Origin of the sequence: Rhodococcus marinonascens NBRC 14363 (genome assembly GCF_001894885.1) — a bacterium.
GTDB classification, from domain to species: domain Bacteria; phylum Actinomycetota; class Actinomycetes; order Mycobacteriales; family Mycobacteriaceae; genus Rhodococcus_F; species Rhodococcus_F marinonascens.
Genome location: NZ_BCXB01000015.1, coordinates 65,629 through 85,904, shown reverse-complemented (window position 1 = coordinate 85,904; position 20,276 = coordinate 65,629). Strand labels below are relative to the sequence as shown.

The window sequence follows — 20,276 nt, the reverse complement described above, 5'->3', positions numbered from 1 at the left end:
GCTTTATAGGCCGGGAAGCGAGGGAAGCACGCGCCGTACGGTTGATACTGCTCAGCGGGCGGGGTGGAACCGCGGCCACCGCCAGAGGCGGTTGCTGCATCTGCTGGGCAAGCAGGGCGGGACCCCGAGCCACCACCAGTTCCGGATTATCGGGAACGATGACGGGCAGACCGAGCCACGACTCGAGCACAGACCGAACCAGAGGAATGCGTGCACCGCCCCCGATGACGACTACGGCATCCGGGACACGACCGGATCTCGCGATTACGTCATACGCGAGCCGCGCAGATGATTCAAGGGTGACGCCGATCAGCGAATCGAATGCATCTCACTCACGGTATCCGTGCGCACCCAAAATTCCCGAGGCGTCGAGAAAGGTAAGCGCGGCCAATGTTTCGGGCACGAGCTGATAATTGCCGATTTCCTGACGGGCCATCGCGGCTTGCACGACGCTCGCCTGCGCTTCATCACGGTAGGCAACTCCGGTGGCGTAGCCCTGCCCGGCACCTGCCGAGCCGACAAGGACGGCACTGATCGACTCGGCGGCAACATCCTCGGGCCGTTCGGCGCCGACTGCAATCACCCGGGCTTGGAAATCCGGAAGACGTCCTTTCGTAATGCCTTCAGGGTCAAAGAGATCGGGTCGAATCAAGCGCACAGCACTCGCACCAACCGTCACACCTAGAACCGAACTCATGGGCCGCCTACCTTGACTCTGCACGGGTCCGATCTGGAGTCCCCCCACTTCACGCCGCGCAGTTTGGCGAAGCGTACCTACGAAGTGACCGCCCAGCCCGCTTCCTGTCAGGAATTACTCGCGATGATCACTCCGGCAATACCCGTGCCCAACGGCACGGGGGTGCAGGTCGGACTGACTGCGTGTGCGGGATCCAGAATGTTGAGCACCAATTGTTGGGAGAACGGGTCGTAGGGAAGGTTGAAATGGCCTGTCTCATTCTCCGGGCACAAATCCTGGACGAGGATGTTTGTCGCGCCGGGGCCGCGCAGCGCGACGTTGGTGTACGGCTGGATCACCTCGTCGTACCTGGTGCCGATCGTGGTGTATTCGACACCGGGTACGGTGTCGCCGCCGGCATTGAGGGCTGCGAGGAATGATGAACCCTGGACCTGCTCGGCTAGGGCCTCCGAACCGAAACGGTCAATCAGCCCGGTGCCCCCGGGGAACGACTCGAGAGCCGTGCCCAGCCCGTAGAACGTCCCGCCATACGTGGGGGACGCCAGCCCGATCCACTGGTCCACCTCAGCCGCTCCGCCGAGCTTGTTGATGTAGTACCGAGACACCGTCGCACCCTGTGAATGCCCGATCACGTCGGCCTTGTCCGCCCCCGTCGTGGACAACACCTGCGTGACAAAGTCGGCGAGTTCTGTTGCCCCCTCGGTCATTGTTTCCATCCCGTAGCGCTCGGTGCCTGGTTTCTGCCCGTAGTTCAGAGCGAACACGCAGTAACCGGCGGCCTTCAGTTTCGGACTGAGCCCCGCCCAGCTCGCGTAGGTACTCCCGTCGCTGCCGTGAACCAGCACCACCGGGCGGGGATGCGCGGCATCAGGGCGGCATGTGAAGTCGTTGACGCCGGGGGGTGCAGAGTGCGGGTGTTGCTCGGCGAACTTGATCGCGTCACCCGCCTGCGACTGCTCGGGTCCCGGCTTGGTGGGGATCTCCATGGCGTGGGCGGGTACGGCGAAGGACAGCGCGACCCCAACCAGGAAAAACAATTGAGACAAGCGACGGAAGTTCGCCATGGTTGTACCTCCGCTTGTGGTTATACCCCGCATCGGCAGCGACAATAGCGACGCTACCCGCTGCGAGTGGTAAATGTTGATGATACCGACCCGCCGGTACAGTCCGCACGGACGGACATACTGCTCATCCGAACACTGCTTCCGCTCGCCCGCCGGCCGAGAGCTTCGCCACTTCCAGGGTCGATGTCGACTCCGCGCTGATCATGGCCCAATTCCGCCTTGCCACATCCGTACCTCGCAGGTAGCAGGTTCCACAGACGGTGCAGCGCATGCACCTTGACGACGAGCACGGCGAACGCGGATTCTGCCCGATTGAAGTTCGAGCCCAACAGTGCGTGTGCAGATGACCCGGACCGAGACCCTATGCTTCGCCCATGCATGTTCTCTTCGTCTGCACCGGAAACGTCTGCGGCTCTCCAACGGCCGAGCGCCTCGCAGTGGCATACGCCGAGGAGCTCGGACTCACGGACCTGACAGCTGAAAGTGCAGGTACGGGCGCCCTAGCGGGGGAAACGATGGAGCCCACCGCCGCGCAGGTTCTGGAGGGCCTCGGCGGCGACCCCAGCGAGTTTGCAGCCCGTCCGCTCACCTCAGATCTCGCGGTGGAAGCCGATCTGGTGCTGACAATGACGGAGGGCCACCGCGACCAGGTCTTGGCCTTGGCCCCCGATCAGCTGAAGAAGACATTCACCCTCAAGGAGGCTGCCCGACTCGCCGAAGCGGCGGACGCCAATACGGTGGCGGATCTGGCGTCGGCCCGCCCCCAGTACAAGTCGAGTGGATCCCCGGAGGACATTCCGGACCCGATCGGGCAGGACGAGGAGACCTTTCTGAACGTCGGATCGGAGATCGCCGACCTCCTGGGAGTAATCGCGCGGGGCGTCCGAGCCTGAGCGGCTTTACGCCGATGCACCCAATGATCGGGGCGCAGAATGATCAGGTGATTACAGCCTGATACTCACCTGTTCGTCACCGACGTTCCCCGAATCTGGGGACGCCCCCACTGACACAACTGAGTACGCTTTGTCTGTGACCTGGTCCATTGAGTTTCTACCAAGCATCATCGGTGTGACGGTGCTCGTCGCCATCACGACCGCCGTGCTCTGGGGATTCCGGGCACCACACCATTTCGCTCCGGCTCTCGCGGTACTCCGGGGTGCACTCCAACTCGCTCTGATCAGCGTCCTCCTCTCCGGAGTGATCACGAACCCGCTGTGGGTCGCTCTCGCCCTTCTCGTCATGTTCACGGTGGCGGCACTGACGGCATCGAGCCGGATCGGATGGAGCCTCCAGCACGTCGAGTTGGTCTTCGCGGCAATGGCGCTCGGGATCGCCGTGACACTCGCCGTCACCTTCCTTACCGGTGCCATCGAATTCTCTCCACGGTATGCCTTGGCCATCGGTGGCATCGTCGTCGGCAATGCGATGACCACCGCAACCCTCGCGGGCCGGCGCTTCATGGAGGTCACCGACGAGCGATGGGAATCGGTGGAAGGCTGGCTCGCGCTAGGCGCCACTCCTCGACAGGCGACGCTCGGGCTCACCAGGCTCGCAGTGCACTCGGCCTTGATTCCGTCGACAGACCAGACCAAGACCACAGGACTGGTCACCCTGCCCGGCGCCTTCGTCGGGGCGATCTTCGGCGGTGTATCACCCCTCGAGGCCGGGCGTTTCCAAATCGTGGTGCTCGCCGCGATCATGGCAGCCGGATCGATTACCGCCGTCGTCATAGTCTCGGGCCTTGCGCCGGTACGCACCCGCCCCAAGGTGCCCGCATAAGGTCGACGCAGGGCGGTGCCAGCTCAGAGCTATGTCCGGCAGAGCGGCTTCGTGGGGGCACTTCCGGTGAACAACACGCTCTGCGTGTCATCCTCGGTGCCGGCGACATCAGGTGGCGCCACCGGAACTTCCGTATCGATACACCACTCGAACTCGGTGCACCACTCGTAAGCCAGCTCCGCCAAATTGGTACCCGCGATCGTCGACATCTACTTGTCCCTGTCTCTGTTGTGGTACCTGGATGAGCACTGGCTCGACCAATACTGTCTGGAATGAGGGGCCGTGTGACTCCCCCCGAACAGTCCCTTTTTCGGGTGAACCGGAAGTTCCCCGATCGAACCCCGCGTGGCACGTCGAAACGAAGCAGTGCACATGACTTTCCGTCACACAACGGACCGGTGCCGCGACTCGCCCGGCGGGCGTCGTTCACTCTTGATACGAAAGCTAGGCTGACGGCACACGAGTTTGCTTCGGCCGAAAGCAGAGACGATGCAGGTAACTCCCGCTGCCTGGGGCCTGACGATCGCCGTGATCGTCGCCCTGCTGCTGTTCGATTACTTCGCCCATGTCCGCAAGGCGCACATTCCCACACTGAAGGAATCGGCAATCTGGTCGTCTTTGTATGTGGGTCTCGCGATCCTGTTCGGCGTCGTGGTGTTGATCTTCGGCGGCATCGAAATGGGGTCGGAATACTTCGCGGGCTACGTGACGGAGAAAGCGTTGTCGGTGGACAACCTGTTCGTCTTTCTCATCATCATCGCCAGCTTCCGGGTGCCACGCGAAGATCAGCAGAAGGTACTGCTGTTCGGCATCGTCTTCTCGCTCTTCGCCAGGACTGCATTCATCTTCCTGGGCGCCACCCTGATCAACACATTCGCCTGGGTCTTCTACATCTTCGGTTTGATCTTGCTGGTCACCGCCGGAAACATGCTACGGCCGGAAACTGAAGACTCGCATTCGGCAGACAACTTCATCATTCGCATCGCCAAGAAATTCCTGCACACCAGTAAGCACTACGACGGCGACAAACTGTTTACCATCGAGAACGGCAAACGCGCGATGACGCCGATGCTGCTGGTGATGGTCGCGATCGGCGGCACAGACCTGCTATTCGCCCTCGATTCCATCCCAGCAATCTTCGGACTCACCCAGAACGTGTTCGTGGTCTTCACAGCTACCGCATTTTCGCTGATGGGCCTCCGCCAGCTGTACTTCCTGCTCGACGGCCTATTGGACCGCCTCATTTATCTCTCCTACGGGCTGGCCGCAATCCTCGCGTTCATCGGCGTCAAACTGATCCTGCACGCCCTGCACGAGAACAACCTGCCGTTCGTCAACGACGGCGACCCCATTGACGTCATCGAGGTGAGCACGGGATTGTCGCTGATCGTGATCATCGGCGTTCTGTTCGTCACCATCATCGCGTCGCTAGCCAGCCATCGCGGCAAAGCCCAGTCGGCGATCGCCGGCGCTCGACGGCACGCAACGAACTACGTGGATCTCGACTACACCGCAGATCTGGCTGAGCGCGAAAGGATCTACGACAAGCTGATCGCCGAAGAACGGCAGGTGAAAAGGCTCGACCCGAAGTACCGGAAGATGGTGCGCGAGGAGAGTGCGCTCATGGAACTAATCAAGCGCGCTCACTCCGACCACGACGCGTTCCTGAACCGGTAGGAGACTGATGCGAGTACGCCACTTTCCTAGCACGGCTGTTTGATAACACGGCTGTGCGAATTCGACTTCAGCCGACGGCAACACGCCTGGCGACTCTCGGAAAATCGGCAGGAAATCCTCACACCCCGTAGTAGAGAACCACCGCAGGAGCGTCGACCGCCGACTCTGTCATCCCGGCTCGTGCCGTCCCGGATCGCGTCGTCCCCGATCGCGTCATCTGGGTTTCCGCAGTCCGTGATTGGCTGATCCGGGCACGGACCCGCGCCGTGACCTGCCAGATCTGGGTCGTGTCAATGACGCTGATGCAAGGCACTCCGAGTGCCTCCGCCTGCCGGATGGCGATCAAATCCGTCGGAGAGCAGACACCGTCGAGGACGTCTTCGGTCACGATGACGCAGAGTACGTCGCCCTCGAACTCGCTGATCGGCTCCAGTCCGTGGATCACCGCCCATTGCCTTACCATCGCCCATCGTGACACGTCGTTGTACCGGGTGGGATTTCCGATGAACAACACTCTGTGCGACCGGCGTGCTCGAGCGACCTCGATACTGGAAATGTTTGACATTACGAAAATTCCTGTCCATATTAGCGACCGCTCGGCCCCATTGTAGCGACTGGTCTGACCGGTCATAACTCTCTCTTGGCACAGTACCGGTATTCATCAACCGATCAATCCCTGTATCGGGTGAATTTCCTGTCCCCCAATCGGGGGACAAGACCGCGCGGGTGATGGCGGATGGTGGGCGCACCAATCGCGTCAATAGCCTGCTTGCATGGGCAATGCCACCCGTGCGAGCAGGGGAACCGCCGGGGTGCAGCGCCCTGCAACCAGTCCCATTCGTCTAGGGTGTACCGCCCTCGGCATTCCCACCGCCATCGCCTTCACCTTCCGAAACGTCGCTCGCCGGAGTCTCACCATCAGCGCTCCCGCCACCAGCGCTGCCACCCTCTGAGGTGTCACCACCGGCACCCTCGCCCTCCGGGCTGTCACCGTCAGCGCCCTCACCATCAGCGCCCTCACCATCAGCGCCCTCACCGTCAGCGCTCCCACCGTCAGCACTATCGCCTTCCGGGTCTTCACCCTCTGGGTTGTCACCGTCGGGGCTGTCACCGTCGGGGTTCTCACCATCGGGGTTCTCACCATCGGGGTTCTCACCATCGGGGTTCTCACCCGCCGGCGGATCCTCCACGGGAGGCTGTTCCACCTCGGCAGGACTCTCGACGACCGGCGGCGGAATCGCGGGCGCCTGAACTGGGACCACCGCGTGTCCACCCGCTGCAGACCTGCCCTGGCCGGCCACCGGCGCCCCTCGGTTACCGGCCTCGGGTTCGATCACTGGCGCCGCCCCCTCCGACGCACTCGGTGCGATTGGGGGAAAGGTTTTGGTCGCCACCGCAGTGGTCGAACCCGACGTTTCGGTCTGCGCCACGTCACCGTCCGCCCCACAGGCCGGCAAGGCCAGAAGTGCGCAACTTGTCGCGGTCACGAGCACTCGTCTCACAGAAAATCTCCTTCGTTCAGGTATCTCTAACGATCGAAGGAAACATACAGTCCGTTTAGTACGGTTGCTGCCTCCGCAAAGGAAATTTCCTCGCTCGCCGCGGCGAGCGGATAGTCCTCACATCCCTTGAGATCGGGGTTTACGCGAGCCTCGACGGATGCGGCAGCAAACGGCGGTACCGTCGGGAAGATGATGGGACTGCCCGACGAAATCTCGGCCTGCTTGTTCGATCTCGACGGCGTTCTCACCGAGACGGCGGTGCTACACAGGAAGGCGTGGAAACGCACATTCGACGGCTTCCTGAAGCAACGGGAGGGCTCGAACTTTCGGCAGTTCTCGGACGAGGACTATCTGAATTACGTCGACGGACGCCCCCGCGCCGACGGGGTCCGGACCTTCCTCAGGTCCCGCGGGATCACATTGCCGGACGGATCGCCCGACGATCTAGTCGGCGCGGCGACGATCAATGGGATCGGGAACAGCAAGAACACACTGTTGCTGAAAGTGATCGACGACGAAGGGGTCAGCCCGTACCCCGGTTCCGTCCGATACATCAGCGCCGCGTCCGAGGCCGGCCTGAAAATCGCCGTGGTCACGTCCTCGGCGAACGGCAGGGCAGTATTAGACGCCGCCGACCTCAGCCGGTATGTGCACGTCCGCATCGACGGTGTGGTGATCACCGAGCAGGGCCTGCGAGGCAAACCCGCGCCGGACTCGTTTCTCGCGGGTGCACGCGCACTCGATGTGCGTCCCGGTCAGGCGGCGGTGTTCGAGGACGCACTCTCCGGGGTCGAAGCCGGACGAGCCGGTGAGTTCGGCTTCGTCGTGGGCGTCAATCGCAATGATCAAGCCGACGCTCTGCGCGCCCACGGCGCCGACGTCGTAGTGAACGACCTGTCCGACCTCCTGGAAAGGTGAGCATGGACGACAAGGGTTACGAAATCTCACCGTGGCAACTACGCTGGCGCGGGCTGGATCTGGAAGGACTGCGATCCACCGAGTCCACCTTCGCACTCTCGAACGGCCACATAGGGATTCGCGGCACATTCGAGGAGGGTGAACCGCGGGGGCTTCCGGGTACCTATCTCAACGGGTACTACGAACAACGCCCCCTGCCCTACGCCGAGGCAGGCTACGGCTACCCCGAGGACGGCCAGACGGTCGTGAACGTGACCGACGGCAGCATTATCCGATTGCTGGTACAGGACGAACCCCTGGACATGCGGTACGGGAGCGCGCCCGCTCACGAGAGGGTCCTCGACTTCCGCTCCGGCACCCTGCGCCGCACCACCGACTGGACCTCCCCGACCGGCAGGAAGGTGCGGATCCACTCGGAGCGTCTGGTCTCGTTCACCTCGCGTGCCATCGCGGCCATCCGCTACGAGGTCGAGCCACTCGACGGCGACATCGAGCTCGTCTTGCAATCCGATCTGCTCGCCAACGAGCGTCTACCCGTTCGCACGGACGACCCCCGGGTCGCCGCTGCCCTGGACAATCCACTGGTCTCCGACTTCGCCGCAGCCCACGACTTCAGGGCTGTCCTCGCCCACCACACACGGGCCTCGGGACTGCGAATGGCGACGGGGATGGACCACGAGATCGACTTTCCCGCCAGCGGACGGTGCGGCATCGAGACCGAAGAGGATCTCGCGCGGCTCACCGTCGCGGTCGACGTGCCGAAAGGTGAACGCCTGAAGGTGACGAAATACCTGGCCTACGGCTGGTCGGCGCGGCGGTCGACACCCGCGTTGCGGGGGCAGGTCGAAGGGGCACTCGCCGGAGCGCTCGAAACCGGCTGGGCCGCACTGCTACGCCGTCAGCGCGAGTACCTCGATCTCTTCTGGGAGACTGCGGACGTAGAGATCGAAGGTGATGCGGAACTGCAGCAGGCGGTTCGGTTCGCGCTGTTCCACGTGCTCCAGGCCGGTGCGCGAGGGGAGTCCCGGGCGATTCCCGCGAAGGGCCTGACCGGGCCCGGCTACGACGGACACGCGTTCTGGGACACCGAGGCGTTCGTCCTTCCCCTGCTCACCTATACCGTGCCAGACTCGGCAAGGGATGCGTTGCGGTGGCGGCACTCAACTCTGGACAAGGCGAAGAAACGTGCCGCGCAGTTGGGTCAGGCAGGCGCGGTGTTCCCGTGGCGGTCGATCAACGGCGAAGAATGCTCCGGTTACTGGCCCGCGGGAACGGCCGCTTTTCACGTCGGAGCCGCCGTCGCTGCCGCTACATCCCGGTACCTGGCGGCGACCGGGGACGAGGAGTTCGAATCCGAATGCGGTGCAACATTACTCGTAGAGACCGCGCGTCTGTGGACTTCTCTCGGCCACCACAATTCGCAGGGGGAATTCCGTATCGACGGCGTCACCGGACCCGACGAGTACACGGCCGTGGCCGACAACAACGTTTACACGAATTTGATGGCGCAGAAGAATTTGCGCGATGCAGCAAGCGTCTGCGAGCGCAGGACGGATCTCGCCCGTGAACACGGCGTGGACGACGAAGAATTGGCGCTGTGGCGAGACGCCGCCGAGCACATGCGGATTCCGTACGACGCGGCACTCGGGGTGCATCCGCAATCCGATGGCTTCACGCATCACGCCGAGTGGGATTTCGAAGGCACACCACCCGAGCACTACCCACTGCTGCTCAACTACCCGTATTTCGATCTGTACCGCAAGCAGGTGGTGAAACAGGCCGACCTGGTGCTGGCGATGTACCTTCGCGGCGATGCCTTCACCGATGAGCAGAAATTGGGCAACTTCGCCTATTACGAGGCCCTCACCGTGCGCGATTCGTCACTGTCGGCGTGTGCGCAGTCGGTCATGGCCGCAGAGGTCGGCCAGCTTCAACTCGCCTACGACTACCTCGCCGAGGCGGCGCTGACCGATCTCCACGACCTACACTCGAACGTCGAAAACGGACTACACATCGCCTCGCTGGCGGGGACGTGGATGGCTTGCGTCGCCGGCTTCGGTGGAATGCGCGACCACGGCGGCGACATCACGTTCGCGCCTCGGATACCTCCACAACTGTCCAACCTGAACTTTCGAATGACAGTGCGGGGAAGCCAGATCCATGTGGATATTCGATCGAACTTCGCCACCTACCGGCTGAGGTCCGGCGAACCGGTCCGGCTCGCCCACTACGGGAGTGAATTCACTCTCGACTCCTCCCCGGTGACGAAGCCGATTCCGGAACTGCCGAGCATTCCGCCTGTGCGCCAGCCCTACGGACGTGCGCCCGTGCGGCGTGGGGTGAGTTGATCTCGTCCAGCCTGCCACGCCAGGCCGGCGAGTCCGGACAATTCTGCCGCCGTATTCAAGAGGCTGGGAGCGAGCTCTTCCATGCGCGTGCCGGAGAGCTGAAGGCTCGGGCCTGCGATGCTCACCACACCTAGCGGCTTGCCGCTGCCCGGATCGAACAGAGGCGCGGCCATCGCGGAGATCCCTTCCTCGAAGCTGTCGTGAACCTGGGCCCAGCCCTTCGCCCGCGCTTCCTGGATCCGGGACTGCACCTCTGCCAGTGTCGTTGGGGCGTTGTGCCCCAACAGGTGTCGCTCAACTGGCTTCTGGCGGGCGACACGGCTCAGTGCCTCGTCGTCACTGAGCCGGGACAGCCAAGCGACACCGCTCGCGGTCGACGCGTAGGGAATCTCCGAACCGGGGTCCGGGTCGTAGCGCAGACCGGACTTGGCACCTTGCGATTTGGCAACCCACAGCAACTGCTCACCATCGACCAGGCCCAGTCGAACCAGTTGGCCGGACTCGTTCGCGAGCGCGGACAGCACAGGGATGGCTAGTTCGAAGATAGTGCTGCCGGCCAGATGACGCAGGCCGAGGCTAACGATCCGCAGCGTGAGTACGTATTGTCCAGAGGAGTCCACTCGGCGTACGAAGCCCTCGTCGACCAGAGTGACCAGGATACGGTGAACGGCGCTCTTCGGCAGGTCGACGACCTCGGCGATGCGGGCGAGCGGTAGTCCGTCCGGCGAGCCGACGAGGCACTGCAAAACCCCGAGACCGCGCGATAACGCTCCTACTGCCATAACTCCCACTCTCTGCCACACCAAGGTCCGGTGAGCTTAGCCGAGTGCGGTATCCCACCCTTCGGCATATATCGACGTGATGGTTGACATATATCGACGTGATGGTTGACCTCAATTCGGAATGGTGTTCCACTTTTGAAGGCTGTTCCAGTGTGATGAATTCTTCGGAGAAGGGAAAGAGAGCGATGCCTGCAACCGTTCTCAGCCAGTGCAGCTTTCTACACCTGGTCACCGAGGAATTCGTGGGTCCGGCGGCCGAGGCAGGGTTCGACACGGACTACCTCGCCGACAACCCCGGGGCACGATCATGAGTGTCGGCGACGGAGCCACCGTCTCGAGTGGCGCGGACGACCGCTACCTTTCCGACCCGAATCGGATATCGGCCCGCACCCCCGCCGAAGCCCGTCGGGTCGCTTTCGCCGGCGGCATCGGCACCCTCATCGAGTATTACGATTTCGCACTCTACGGCTATGTGTCCACGATCATCGCGCCGTTGTTCTTTCCCTCCAATGATCCGATCACGTCACTACTAGCGGTGCTGGCCGTGTTCGCTGTGTCCTATGTGGTCCGTCCGATCGGCGGGATCTTCTTCGGCTGGGTCGGCGACCAGCACGGGCGCCGAAAAGCTCTGGTGGTCACGGTAATCGGAATCGGTTTTGCGAACACGGCTATCGGTCTCCTACCGACCTATGCGGTGGCCGGAGTGCTGGCACCGATCCTGCTGCTGGCCATCCGTATCGTGCAGGGTTTCTTCGCCGGCGGCGAAGTAGGCGGCGCCGCGACCGTCATCGCGGAGGCTGCCCCACCGGGCATGCGGGCACGGTACGGAGCATTTACCCCAATGGGTACCAACGGAGGCTTCGCGATCGCGGCGGCGGCCGTCGGGATCGTGTCCGGTGTGCTCGCCACCGACCAGCTGGACACATGGGGCTGGCGTATCCCGTTTCTCTTGGGGCTGCCGCTGACCATTGTCTGCTACATGGCGCGCCGCACGCTACCGGACATCGACAAGAACGTCTCACCCGGCAAGCACGGGTTCCCGCTGCTGTCTACGCTGCGGTCCCATCCCAAGGCGCTGCTACAGGCCACCGCACTCGGCATCGGCGTTCAGGGTGCGGCCTACATCGGGTCCACGTTCGTCAGCATCTACCTGGTCACCAACCTGCACTACGCGAAGTCGCCGGTGTACTGGATCACCGCCGGTGTCACGCTCGTTGCTGTGGGCCTCATGCCATTCACCGGGCGCCTCGCTGACCGCATCGGCTCGCTCGAGGTGGCCGCCATCGGCCTCGTAGGATATGCGGCCCTCACCTACCCAGCGTTTCTGCTCATGGGCGTTGGTAGCCTCGCGCTCGCCGCCCTCGGCTATGTCCTGATCATGGTGAACATGGCATTTCTGCAGGTCGCGTCGTTCACCGTCACACCGCAGCTCTTTCCCCAGGAGGTCCGCTACACCGGCACCGCGCTGGCCACCAACCTCTCGGTCGTGGTCGCCGGCGGTACCGCACCATACGTCGCCACCTGGCTCGTCCGGCAGACGAATGACCTGCGCTCGCCGTACTACTTCGTGGCGGTGACGTGCCTCATCGGCCTGATCGCCGTGACGACGATGCGGAAGCAGAGCCACGCCAGCTCAGCAGCCTGACCCATACCGCCGCTTCGCAAAGCTAGACGTCGAACCCATCTAAACTCGGTGGTTCCGGCTCGGTAGTCGGTGGAAAGGAAGCCCGGCGTGGCAGGTCTGCTGGTAACCGTCGATGCATTGGCGGACATGCTCGACCGCGATGCTCCACCGATACTTCTCGATGTCCGCTGGGCGCTCGGCGACACCGAGGGACGGAAGCACTATCTCGACAAGCACATTCCCGGTGCGGTGTTCGTCGATCTGGAGACCGAGCTGGCCGCGCACGGAGAACCGGCGCTCGGACGGCATCCGCTTCCGACGGTCGCAGACCTCCAGAATGCCGCCCGGCACTGGGGCATCCGATCCGACACCCAGGTCGTGGCATACGACGCCTCAGCCAACCTCGCCGCGGCCCGAGCATGGTGGCTGCTGCGTTGGGCCGGCGTTGCCGAGGTGGCTCTGCTCGACGGCGGTCTCGACGCATGGACCTCGGCGGGCTACGCCACCCGGGCCGGTGACGAGCAACCACGCTCCCCCGGTGACGTCGTGCTCAGCGCCGGCCACCTTCCCACGTTGACGGCCGATGATGCCGCGGGGCTCGCCGACCGCGGAGTGCTCCTCGATGCCCGTGCCGCCGAACGCTATTCGGGAGACATCGAGCCCATCGATCCGCGGGCCGGACACATTCCCGGCGCCCGCAGCGCCCCCACCTCTGAGAACCTCGAGCACGACGGGCGATTCCTCCCCGCCGAGGCACTTCGTCGACGCTTCACCGCTCTCGGGGTCGGGCCGGACACAGCCGTGGGCGTGTACTGCGGGTCTGGGGTCACGGCGGCGCATCAGGTCGCCGCGCTCGCCTTGGCAGGTGTCGACGCAGCCCTGTATCCAGGGTCGTGGTCGCAGTGGTCGTCCGATCCGAACCTCCCGGTGGCCGTCGGCCCATCGACTGTCCTGCCGTAGATCGACGTCTATCCTCGGTGGCCCTTGTGACATATTCGACAGGCCCGAAAGTTACTTGCTTGCGCTAACGATGCATATAGTGACTGGTGATCAAGAAGCCGCACCTCGGGTTTTCCGAGTGTTTCGCGACGCCCTGACGTTGCGGAAATCGGCGAAGTAGCGATACCGGACAAGCGGGCGTTCTCCCAGCCATCCGGACCTCGGCGAAACCCGAACCCGATTGGAATACAAGACATTGACTGAAACGTAGACGAGGCCGGCGACCGCCGAACCACAAAGCATGACGCACCGTCAGATCCTCGAAGCTCTGGTCGGCCTGCTTGCTGCGCTGTTCACCGCGCTGCTGAGTACCACCATCGTCTCCACTGCTCTACCCACCATCATCGCCGACCTCGAGGGCAACCAGACCGCGTTCGCCTGGGTCATCACGTCGGCACTACTCGCCAATGCCGCCTCCACTCCCATCTGGGGCAAACTCGCCGACCTGTTCGACAAGAAGGCCCTCGTCCAGAGTGCGATCGTCGTCTTCGTCATCGGCTCGATCATCGCGGGATTCGCCCACAACGTTCCGGTTCTGCTTGCCGCACGTGTCGTTCAGGGCATCGGCATGGGCGGTCTGACCGCCCTCGTCGTCGCCATTATCGGAAGTATCGTCTCGCCACGTGAACGCGGCCGCTATTCCGGCTACATGGGCGCTGTCATGGCGGTATCGATGTCGGGCGGTCCTATCCTGGGCGGTGTCATCGTCGACAGCCCCCTCGGATGGCGTTGGTGCTTCTTCGTTTGTGTGCCCCTCGCCGTGATCGCGCTCATCCTCCTGCAGCGCACCTTGCACATCACGACCGAGAAGAAGGACGACATCTCGATCGACTGGCTCGGCGCGACACTGCTGACCGCCGGTGTGTCGATCCTGCTGATCTGGGTCTCGTTCGCAGGTAAGGCCGGCTACTACGAGTGGCTCTCCCGCGAGACGGCCATCTACGTGGGCGCCGGCATCGTGTTGCTGCTGGCCACCGTGCTCGTCGAGTCCAGGGTGTCCTCGCCCATAATCCCGCTGAAGATCGTCACCGAAAAGACCACCGGGCTGGCAATCCTCGCGTCGATCGCCGTCGGCGTCGGAATGTTCGGGGCTACCACATTCCTGGGCCAGTACTTCCAGACGTCCCGTGGATTCAGCCCCACCGTGGCCGGTATGCTCACTATTCCCATGGTCACCGGCATGCTCATCTCCTCCGTCGGATCAGGACAGCTGATCACTCGCTTCGGCAACTGGAAGCCGTTCGTGGTCAGCGGAGCCGTACTCCTGATCATCGGATTCAGCTTCCTCGGCACCGTCGATCACGCAACCAGCCTCGTTCTGGTCAGCATCTACATCACCGCGGTCGGTCTGGGCATCGGCATGCTGATGCAGAACCTGGTGCTCGCGGTGCAGAACACCGTCAGCGTCCAGGACATCGGTGCGGCGTCGAGTTCGGTCGCCTTCTTCCGGACGTTCGGTGGCGCGATCGGCGTCTCGGTTCTCGGTTCGGTGTTGGCCACCCGCGTTTCCGACCAGTCGGCGGAGGGTTTCGCCAAGCTCGGCCTTCCCACGGATTCGACTAGTGGGGGCGGCAGCCTGAATCTGGCATCCTTGCCCACGCCGGTGCAGGACGTGATCCGCGCCGCCTACGGTGACGCGACCGGCCGGATCTTCCTGATCGCGGCCGCTGCCGCGGTCGTCACCCTGATCGCAGTCGTCCTGCTGCCCAACCGCCCGTTGCGTCGCACGATCGACATGTCGAGCGAGCAGGAGCCCGCCCGAGAACCCGACTACGCGTCCGTCTCCGATTACGCGCTCGAACCCGATACTGCGGCGATCCGGTGGTCGGAGATCCGCGTGGGCAGGCACCACGCCCCCGCAGATCAGCATGAGGCCTTCGCCGGGCTGAGCGCCGACGCCCGTGCCCGACTCCTCACGATGCTTCCGCCTCGGTCTGGGCAGACAATGGAGGCAATCGACGAGGCGCAGATGATCCTCGACGAGGCCAATCGCCTGCGCAACGATCTCGATACCAAGCTGGTCGAATTCGACGCGGTTTGGGATCAGCTCCGCGAATTGGGACTGAGCGAAGAACAGGTCGCCGACATGCTCGGCCCTCGCACGATGGGCACCGGAAACGGTGTGCTCATCCACTGATTGAGATGATCGTCCAGCTTCACGACGCCGCCGGCCCACCCACGCACCCCCGTGTACGCGAGTCGGCCGGCGGCCTGTTCGGTCAACTGACCCGGTTCATACTCGTCGGCGGCGCGAGCAATGTGCTCTATGCCCTCGCGTTCTTCATCCTCGACGTGTACGGGTTCTTCGTGGCCAACCTGGTCGGAGTGGTGATCAGTTCTATGTTGGCCAACGAACTTCACCGGCGCCACACCTTCCACGCCGCCGACCGCGTCCAGTGGTTCGTCGCCCAATGGGAAGGTGGCACGCTCGCCATGATCGGCCTCGGTATCAGTTCGTTCGCGCTCGCCTTACTTCAGATGCTCCTGCCCGGTGCCGATGGGCTGATGCAGGCCACACTCGTCATCGCCGTCAGCGCCGTCGTCGGTGGCCTGAGGTTCCTCGCACTCCGCGGATGGGTATTTGCCGCCTGAGCCGTCTCTTCTCAGCCCTCGGCGAGGTCGAGAAACGAGCCGACCATTTTCCGCCCGACTGCTTCCACCTCGTCCATGTGCTCTCCCGAAGGTGCAGTCCCCTCAGGCATCTCGGCCTGCATCATCGGCAGTTGGTCGCGGCTCATCTCCGCATGGAACTGGAACCCGTATGCCAGACGGCCGATCGTGAATGCCTGATTTTCATACATCGGGCTCGATGCCAGTCTGACGGCACCAACCGGGAGGTCGAACGTGTCTTGGTGCCAGTGGACGACCGGCAGATCGGACCCGACCGGGCCGAATACCGGATCTCGCGCCCCGTCTTCTGTCACTGTCACGCGTCCCGGCCCAGTCTCCGGGCGACCCCGAAAGACTTCACTACCGAATGCGGTTGCGAGGAGTTGCGCACCGAGACAGATCCCGACCATCGGAAGTCCCGCTGTCACGGTCTCCCGGATAAGGGTTCGCTCACGCGGAAGATGCGCATACGGGAAATCATCCGTGTCATGCAGCGGTCCGCCCATGACTGCCAGGCCGCCAATATCAGTGATCGACGGAAGATCCGGAGACTCATACATCGGGTACTCGATGTAGCGGATACTCCGCTCTTCCAAGAGTGCGCCGACCAGGGCAGGCCCTGCGACCCGCACGTGTTTGACGACTGCCCACGGCTTGTTCACTCCACCGTTCTTACCAGGCTGCGACCCTATCGGCCTTGGGCCAAGTTGCAAAGCGCACTCCCGATACAACGAAGTGGGCAACCGTCCAGTGGCGAGACCTTCCTGGAACCTGTAAAAACACTTGCGTCGCATTTTCCTCATTTGTCCTATGTGTATGTGGTTATCCCCAGGTGGTTTCCGACAAATCGGAGTATCGCCGCGTCCAGTTACCTCCACACCCCGGACGAGCTTCCCCGCATGCGGGATGACGTCTTCGGGAGAGAAAGGGCTTCAAAGATGCTGCTTCCCATGTCCCCGGTCGACTCGATGTTCCTTGTGGCCGAGTCCCGCGAACACCCGATGCATGTCGGCAGCCTGGAGATATTCCAGCCGCCCGAGGGCGTCGATACGCACGACATGTTCGCCATGCTCGACCGCGCACTGACCGAAGGCGACGGACTCCTCCAGCCTCAACTCGCCAAGCGGGCACGCCGGTCTCTGACCTCATTGGGCCAGTGGGGTTGGGAGACTGTGGACGTCGACCTCGGCCACCACATCCGACGCGACGCCCTGCCCACCCCCGGCGGCGAGGACGAATTGATGGCGTTGTGCTCGCGGTTGCACGGGTCGCTACTCGACCGCAATCGCCCCCTGTGGGAAATGCATCTGATCGAGGGACTGAGCGGCGGACGCTTCGCCATCTACGCCAAGATTCACCACGCCGTCACCGATGGCGTCAATTCCATGAAGATGATTCGGCGCGCGCTCAGCGACGACGCCGAAGAACGGAACATGCCCGCCATGTGGCAGCAGCGCGGCCCGAGACCGCGATCGGCGCCCTCCACGGACACGAGTGTGTCGATCACGTCCGACTCTGCGCTCCGCGCCGCAAGCGACGCCGTCGGCGAGGTCGCCGGACTCGTCCCCGCACTCGCTGGCACCGTATCCCGCGCGTTCCGCAATCAAGGTGGACCGCTCACTCTGTCCGCCCCGAAGACTCCCTTCAACGTTCCGATCACCGGCGCCCGCCAGTTCGCCGCGAAGTCATGGTCGCTCGAGCGCCTCCGCCTCGTCGCCAAGCTTTCCGACTGCACCATCAATGACGTCGTACTCGCGATGTCCTCGGGAGCACTCCGCGGATACCTCCAGGATCAGGGCGCATTGCCCACCGACCCGCTGATCGCGATGGTCCCGGTGGCGCTGGCTGCTCAAGGCGAAAGATCTGGCGGCAACAACGTCGGAGTGCTCATGTGCAACCTCGGCACCCACCTCGCCCAACCCGCGGACCGACTCGACACCATCCGGACCTCCATGCGCGAGGGCAAGGAAGCGTACGACGCGAAAACCACCACGCAGATCCTCGCCATGAGCGCTCTCGGCACGGCCGGCCTCGCCGCGAACATTGTTCTCGGGCACAACTCGTGGCTGCGACCGCCGTTCAACCTCATCATCTCCAACGTGCCCGGCCCCAGTTCGCAGCTGTATTGGAACGGCGCGCGCCTCGAGGCCCTCCACTCCCTGTCGGCGCCCGTCGACGGGCAAGGTCTCAACATCACCTGCACCAGCAATGACGACGAGATCTCGTTCGGCGTCATCGGATGCCGCGACGCGGTACCGGACCTGAAGTCGATCCCGAACCGGCTCGGACACGAACTACGCACCCTCGAGCGGATTCTCGGAATCTGAGCGCCGCCGAGATAGCTCCCACTGCACAACAATCTCCGATGGGGTGCGGCCAGCCGGGCCGTACCCCCATCGGAGGATCTGTTCGCTCCCACCCGACACCGGCGTCACACTGAGCCAAATCACCGCACACCCGTCGAGAAGCACCGTTGAGAGATTCCCGATTGGACGACCTGCTCCATCCTCGAGCGAACCCACGCGCCCACCGAAGGGGTGGGCGGGACCGTGGCCGAAAGGCAGGGGAGAAGAAGCTGACCTAGGAGGCCTGCAATGGAGGGAAATTCCACTGCTGATTGAATGCGCCGGTGCAGTCCCAGATCTGCACTTGCACACCGTCTGCGGATTGGTTGTCGGTCACGTCCATGCATTTGCCATCGGCCTGGTTGATGATCGCACCCCCCGGGTTGCCGGGTTCGGTTACCGCTGAGTCCAGCGTCCACTTCTGACCTGGATTTCCACCGCAGGGACTCAACACCACCTGCGATCCGTTTCTCTGCCCACCCGAATCGAACCCGTCCTCCACAACGTCGATGCACTCGTTGTTGAAGGGGTTTCGGATCTCGTGAGCGGACGTGTAGACCCATTGCTGGGAGTCTGTACCGCTTACGAAGTCCTTCATTTGAATGTGCGGCGTGCTCGAGCCTGGGATATCAGCGATTCCCAGGACGCGGTCATCCAGTCCGAAAACGGGGGTATCGGCCACCGTGATCTCCGCTAGCGGTTCGGCGCCCTTGTTCAACCCGGACGTCGGTGCATCCCGAGGCGAGCAACGGATGCTGTGAAATCCAGAGTGCGGGAAAAAGGCGGGATTAGGGCCTGAATTCTTTGTCAAAAAGGTAAAGAAATTTGCCGGATCATCGTAGACGTCAGCCGAATTGGTAACTCTGATTCCGGGAGAGATCGTGGTTCCCACAGAATCGGGTGCCTTCATTGTCACGTCGACGACGGGAAAAACGACAGACCTGGTCGAGGAGCGAAACCCTCCGTCGTCGTGCCCGGAGGCATTGGTCCCATTATCTGAGATCACGCCATCTATGTTTCTCTGCTCTGTAGCGTTATTGACTGCAATTCGCAGGTACTGTGCTTGAGGCCCAGTTGGTTCCGGCTCGAATCCTCGACCAGTGATGCCGATAATTTCCTCTGGTTGCACTGCATCAGAAGACGGAGTGTCCCCCAGGGTATTTTCTCGAACTCCAGCGGAGATAAGTTCAGCACCTCTTGGAATGTCTAGATCGATTTTTATTCGCTCGGCCTCCAACAAATCACCTGCCGCATCAGTATCGTTACTGAACAATTCCTTTACGAGATCAATGGAATCAAATTGAAGGGAGTAGGTGAACTCCTCCCCCGCATGCACAATTTTTGGGTATGTCGCGTGAACCCCCATTTCACTTGTTTTGCCTGTTCTATTGTTGGTGAAGACATCGACCGGTTCGTGAAACTGGACGAAACCACCACCCCCGTTTGCATAGCCGCCACAACTCACCTTGAAATTTGTCACTGTCTGCGAAGGCTCGAATTCTCCGGTGAGAATATCGTCATCTGCCGATGCGACGACATGAGTGAAAGGCAGGACTCCTACACACATGATGAGTGCTGTCGAAAATCGTGACCAATATGTCAAACCCATGGCTACACCCTTGATGCGCAGTGGATGGGGGTTGTGCCCATCCAACCCCCGTCCAACCCCCAGGGGGTTGAACACGTTCGCCACAGAACGTATGCCCACTCTGTGGGTTGGTCAACACACGGAAGTCCGAACAAACCTGTTGTTTTGTTATCCGCCAAGATGATTCAAGTTTGGAGACCTGCGACCTATTGGCACCGCGATCCACACAAGTGTGCCCACCGCCCGGATCCGACTGTCGGGTCGCCTGCGGGTCTGGTGCGGGAGCGAGACCCTCCGATCAGGGTGTGGGGATTCAACACACCACAGCCCCGATCGGATGGTC

16 protein-coding genes and 2 pseudogenes are annotated in these 20,276 nt (G+C 62.7%); 11 read left to right on the top strand and 7 right to left on the bottom strand.

All coding sequences use genetic code 11. The annotated features are described in order from the left end of the window. Positions 1 to 55: 55 nt before the first annotated feature. Together RM2_RS26065 and RM2_RS13045 are read right to left on the bottom strand one after the other, a co-directional pair. Positions 56 to 697 (bottom strand): annotated as a pseudogene (locus RM2_RS26065) (DUF7159 family protein); the annotation flags it as partial. 107 nt (positions 698 to 804) lie between these two features. Further along, positions 805 to 1,761, bottom strand: coding sequence for an esterase/lipase family protein (locus RM2_RS13045; protein ID WP_072689873.1), 957 nt, complete (start codon positions 1,759 to 1,761; stop codon positions 805 to 807). A gap of 374 nt (positions 1,762 to 2,135) precedes the next feature. Between RM2_RS13045 and RM2_RS13040 the strand changes: the two genes are divergently transcribed. The 3 genes from RM2_RS13040 (at position 2,136) to RM2_RS13030 (ending at position 5,217) form a co-directional block, all read left to right on the top strand. Beyond that, entirely contained in the window at positions 2,136 to 2,654 is a 519-nt protein-coding gene (locus RM2_RS13040; RefSeq protein ID WP_072689871.1) for an arsenate reductase/protein-tyrosine-phosphatase family protein, read from the top strand. 136 nt (positions 2,655 to 2,790) lie between these two features. Beyond that, the gene (locus tag RM2_RS13035; RefSeq protein ID WP_072689869.1) at positions 2,791 to 3,540 is read left to right on the top strand and encodes an ABC transporter permease; all 750 of its coding nucleotides are present in this window, start codon (positions 2,791 to 2,793) and stop codon (positions 3,538 to 3,540) included. Positions 3,541 to 4,029: 489 nt separating this feature from the next. Then, positions 4,030 to 5,217, top strand: coding sequence for a TerC family protein (locus tag RM2_RS13030; RefSeq protein WP_072689867.1), 1,188 nt, complete (start codon positions 4,030 to 4,032; stop codon positions 5,215 to 5,217). 235 nt (positions 5,218 to 5,452) lie between these two features. On the opposite strand, the pseudogene RM2_RS13025 reads toward RM2_RS13030, so the two are convergent. Both RM2_RS13025 and RM2_RS13020 read right to left on the bottom strand, forming a co-directional pair. Then, positions 5,453 to 5,782 (bottom strand): annotated as a pseudogene (locus RM2_RS13025) (hypothetical protein); the annotation flags it as partial. Between the two features lie 277 nt (positions 5,783 to 6,059). After that, positions 6,060 to 6,719: a chromosome condensation regulator RCC1 gene (locus RM2_RS13020; RefSeq protein WP_174553856.1), complete on the bottom strand. Its 660-nt coding sequence runs from the start codon at positions 6,717 to 6,719 to the stop codon at positions 6,060 to 6,062. A gap of 192 nt (positions 6,720 to 6,911) precedes the next feature. Between RM2_RS13020 and RM2_RS13015 the strand changes: the two genes are divergently transcribed. Together RM2_RS13015 and RM2_RS13010 are read left to right on the top strand one after the other, a co-directional pair. Continuing rightward, the gene (locus RM2_RS13015) at positions 6,912 to 7,637 is read left to right on the top strand and encodes an HAD family hydrolase (RefSeq protein WP_084721782.1); all 726 of its coding nucleotides are present in this window, start codon (positions 6,912 to 6,914) and stop codon (positions 7,635 to 7,637) included. A 2-nt stretch (positions 7,638 to 7,639) separates the two neighbouring features. Next, on the top strand, positions 7,640 to 9,985 hold the full coding sequence (locus RM2_RS13010; RefSeq protein WP_072689863.1) for a glycoside hydrolase family 65 protein: 2,346 nt from the start codon (positions 7,640 to 7,642) through the stop codon (positions 9,983 to 9,985). On the opposite strand, the gene RM2_RS13005 is transcribed toward RM2_RS13010, so the two are convergent. Continuing rightward, positions 9,949 to 10,767: an IclR family transcriptional regulator gene (locus RM2_RS13005; RefSeq protein WP_072689862.1), complete on the bottom strand. Its 819-nt coding sequence runs from the start codon at positions 10,765 to 10,767 to the stop codon at positions 9,949 to 9,951. The two genes, RM2_RS13010 and RM2_RS13005, sit on opposite strands and share 37 nt — an antisense overlap. Positions 10,768 to 10,952: 185 nt before the next feature. Between RM2_RS13005 and RM2_RS25630 the strand changes: the two genes are divergently transcribed. The 5 genes from RM2_RS25630 (at position 10,953) to RM2_RS12985 (ending at position 15,982) form a co-directional block, all read left to right on the top strand. After that, a complete protein-coding gene (locus RM2_RS25630) occupies positions 10,953 to 11,078 on the top strand; it encodes a hypothetical protein (RefSeq protein WP_281250414.1) in 126 nt (41 codons plus the stop codon). Further along, positions 11,075 to 12,412 (top strand): MFS transporter, encoded by a 1,338-nt coding sequence (locus tag RM2_RS13000; protein WP_084721778.1) that lies wholly within the window; start codon positions 11,075 to 11,077, stop codon positions 12,410 to 12,412. The genes RM2_RS25630 and RM2_RS13000 overlap by 4 nt, the downstream gene beginning before the upstream one ends. Before the next feature lie 99 nt (positions 12,413 to 12,511). Next, positions 12,512 to 13,351 (top strand): sulfurtransferase, encoded by an 840-nt coding sequence (locus tag RM2_RS12995; RefSeq protein WP_072689946.1) that lies wholly within the window; start codon positions 12,512 to 12,514, stop codon positions 13,349 to 13,351. Between the two features lie 280 nt (positions 13,352 to 13,631). Further along, positions 13,632 to 15,527 (top strand): MDR family MFS transporter, encoded by a 1,896-nt coding sequence (locus RM2_RS12990; protein ID WP_072689861.1) that lies wholly within the window; start codon positions 13,632 to 13,634, stop codon positions 15,525 to 15,527. Between the two features lie 5 nt (positions 15,528 to 15,532). Continuing rightward, positions 15,533 to 15,982 carry a GtrA family protein gene (locus RM2_RS12985; protein ID WP_072689860.1) on the top strand — a complete coding sequence of 150 codons (450 nt, stop codon included), beginning with the start codon at positions 15,533 to 15,535 and terminating at the stop codon, positions 15,980 to 15,982. A gap of 11 nt (positions 15,983 to 15,993) precedes the next feature. On the opposite strand, the gene RM2_RS12980 is transcribed toward RM2_RS12985, so the two are convergent. Beyond that, the gene (locus RM2_RS12980; RefSeq protein ID WP_072689859.1) at positions 15,994 to 16,662 is read right to left on the bottom strand and encodes a type 1 glutamine amidotransferase; all 669 of its coding nucleotides are present in this window, start codon (positions 16,660 to 16,662) and stop codon (positions 15,994 to 15,996) included. A gap of 276 nt (positions 16,663 to 16,938) precedes the next feature. Between RM2_RS12980 and RM2_RS12975 the strand changes: the two genes are divergently transcribed. Continuing rightward, positions 16,939 to 18,327: a WS/DGAT/MGAT family O-acyltransferase gene (locus RM2_RS12975; RefSeq protein ID WP_072689858.1), complete on the top strand. Its 1,389-nt coding sequence runs from the start codon at positions 16,939 to 16,941 to the stop codon at positions 18,325 to 18,327. 253 nt (positions 18,328 to 18,580) lie between these two features. Here RM2_RS12975 and RM2_RS23475 read toward each other — a convergent pair whose 3' ends face one another. Continuing rightward, positions 18,581 to 20,029, bottom strand: a complete 1,449-nt coding sequence (locus RM2_RS23475) for an RICIN domain-containing protein (RefSeq protein WP_169846728.1) — start codon at positions 20,027 to 20,029, stop codon at positions 18,581 to 18,583. Positions 20,030 to 20,276 lie beyond the last annotated feature (247 nt).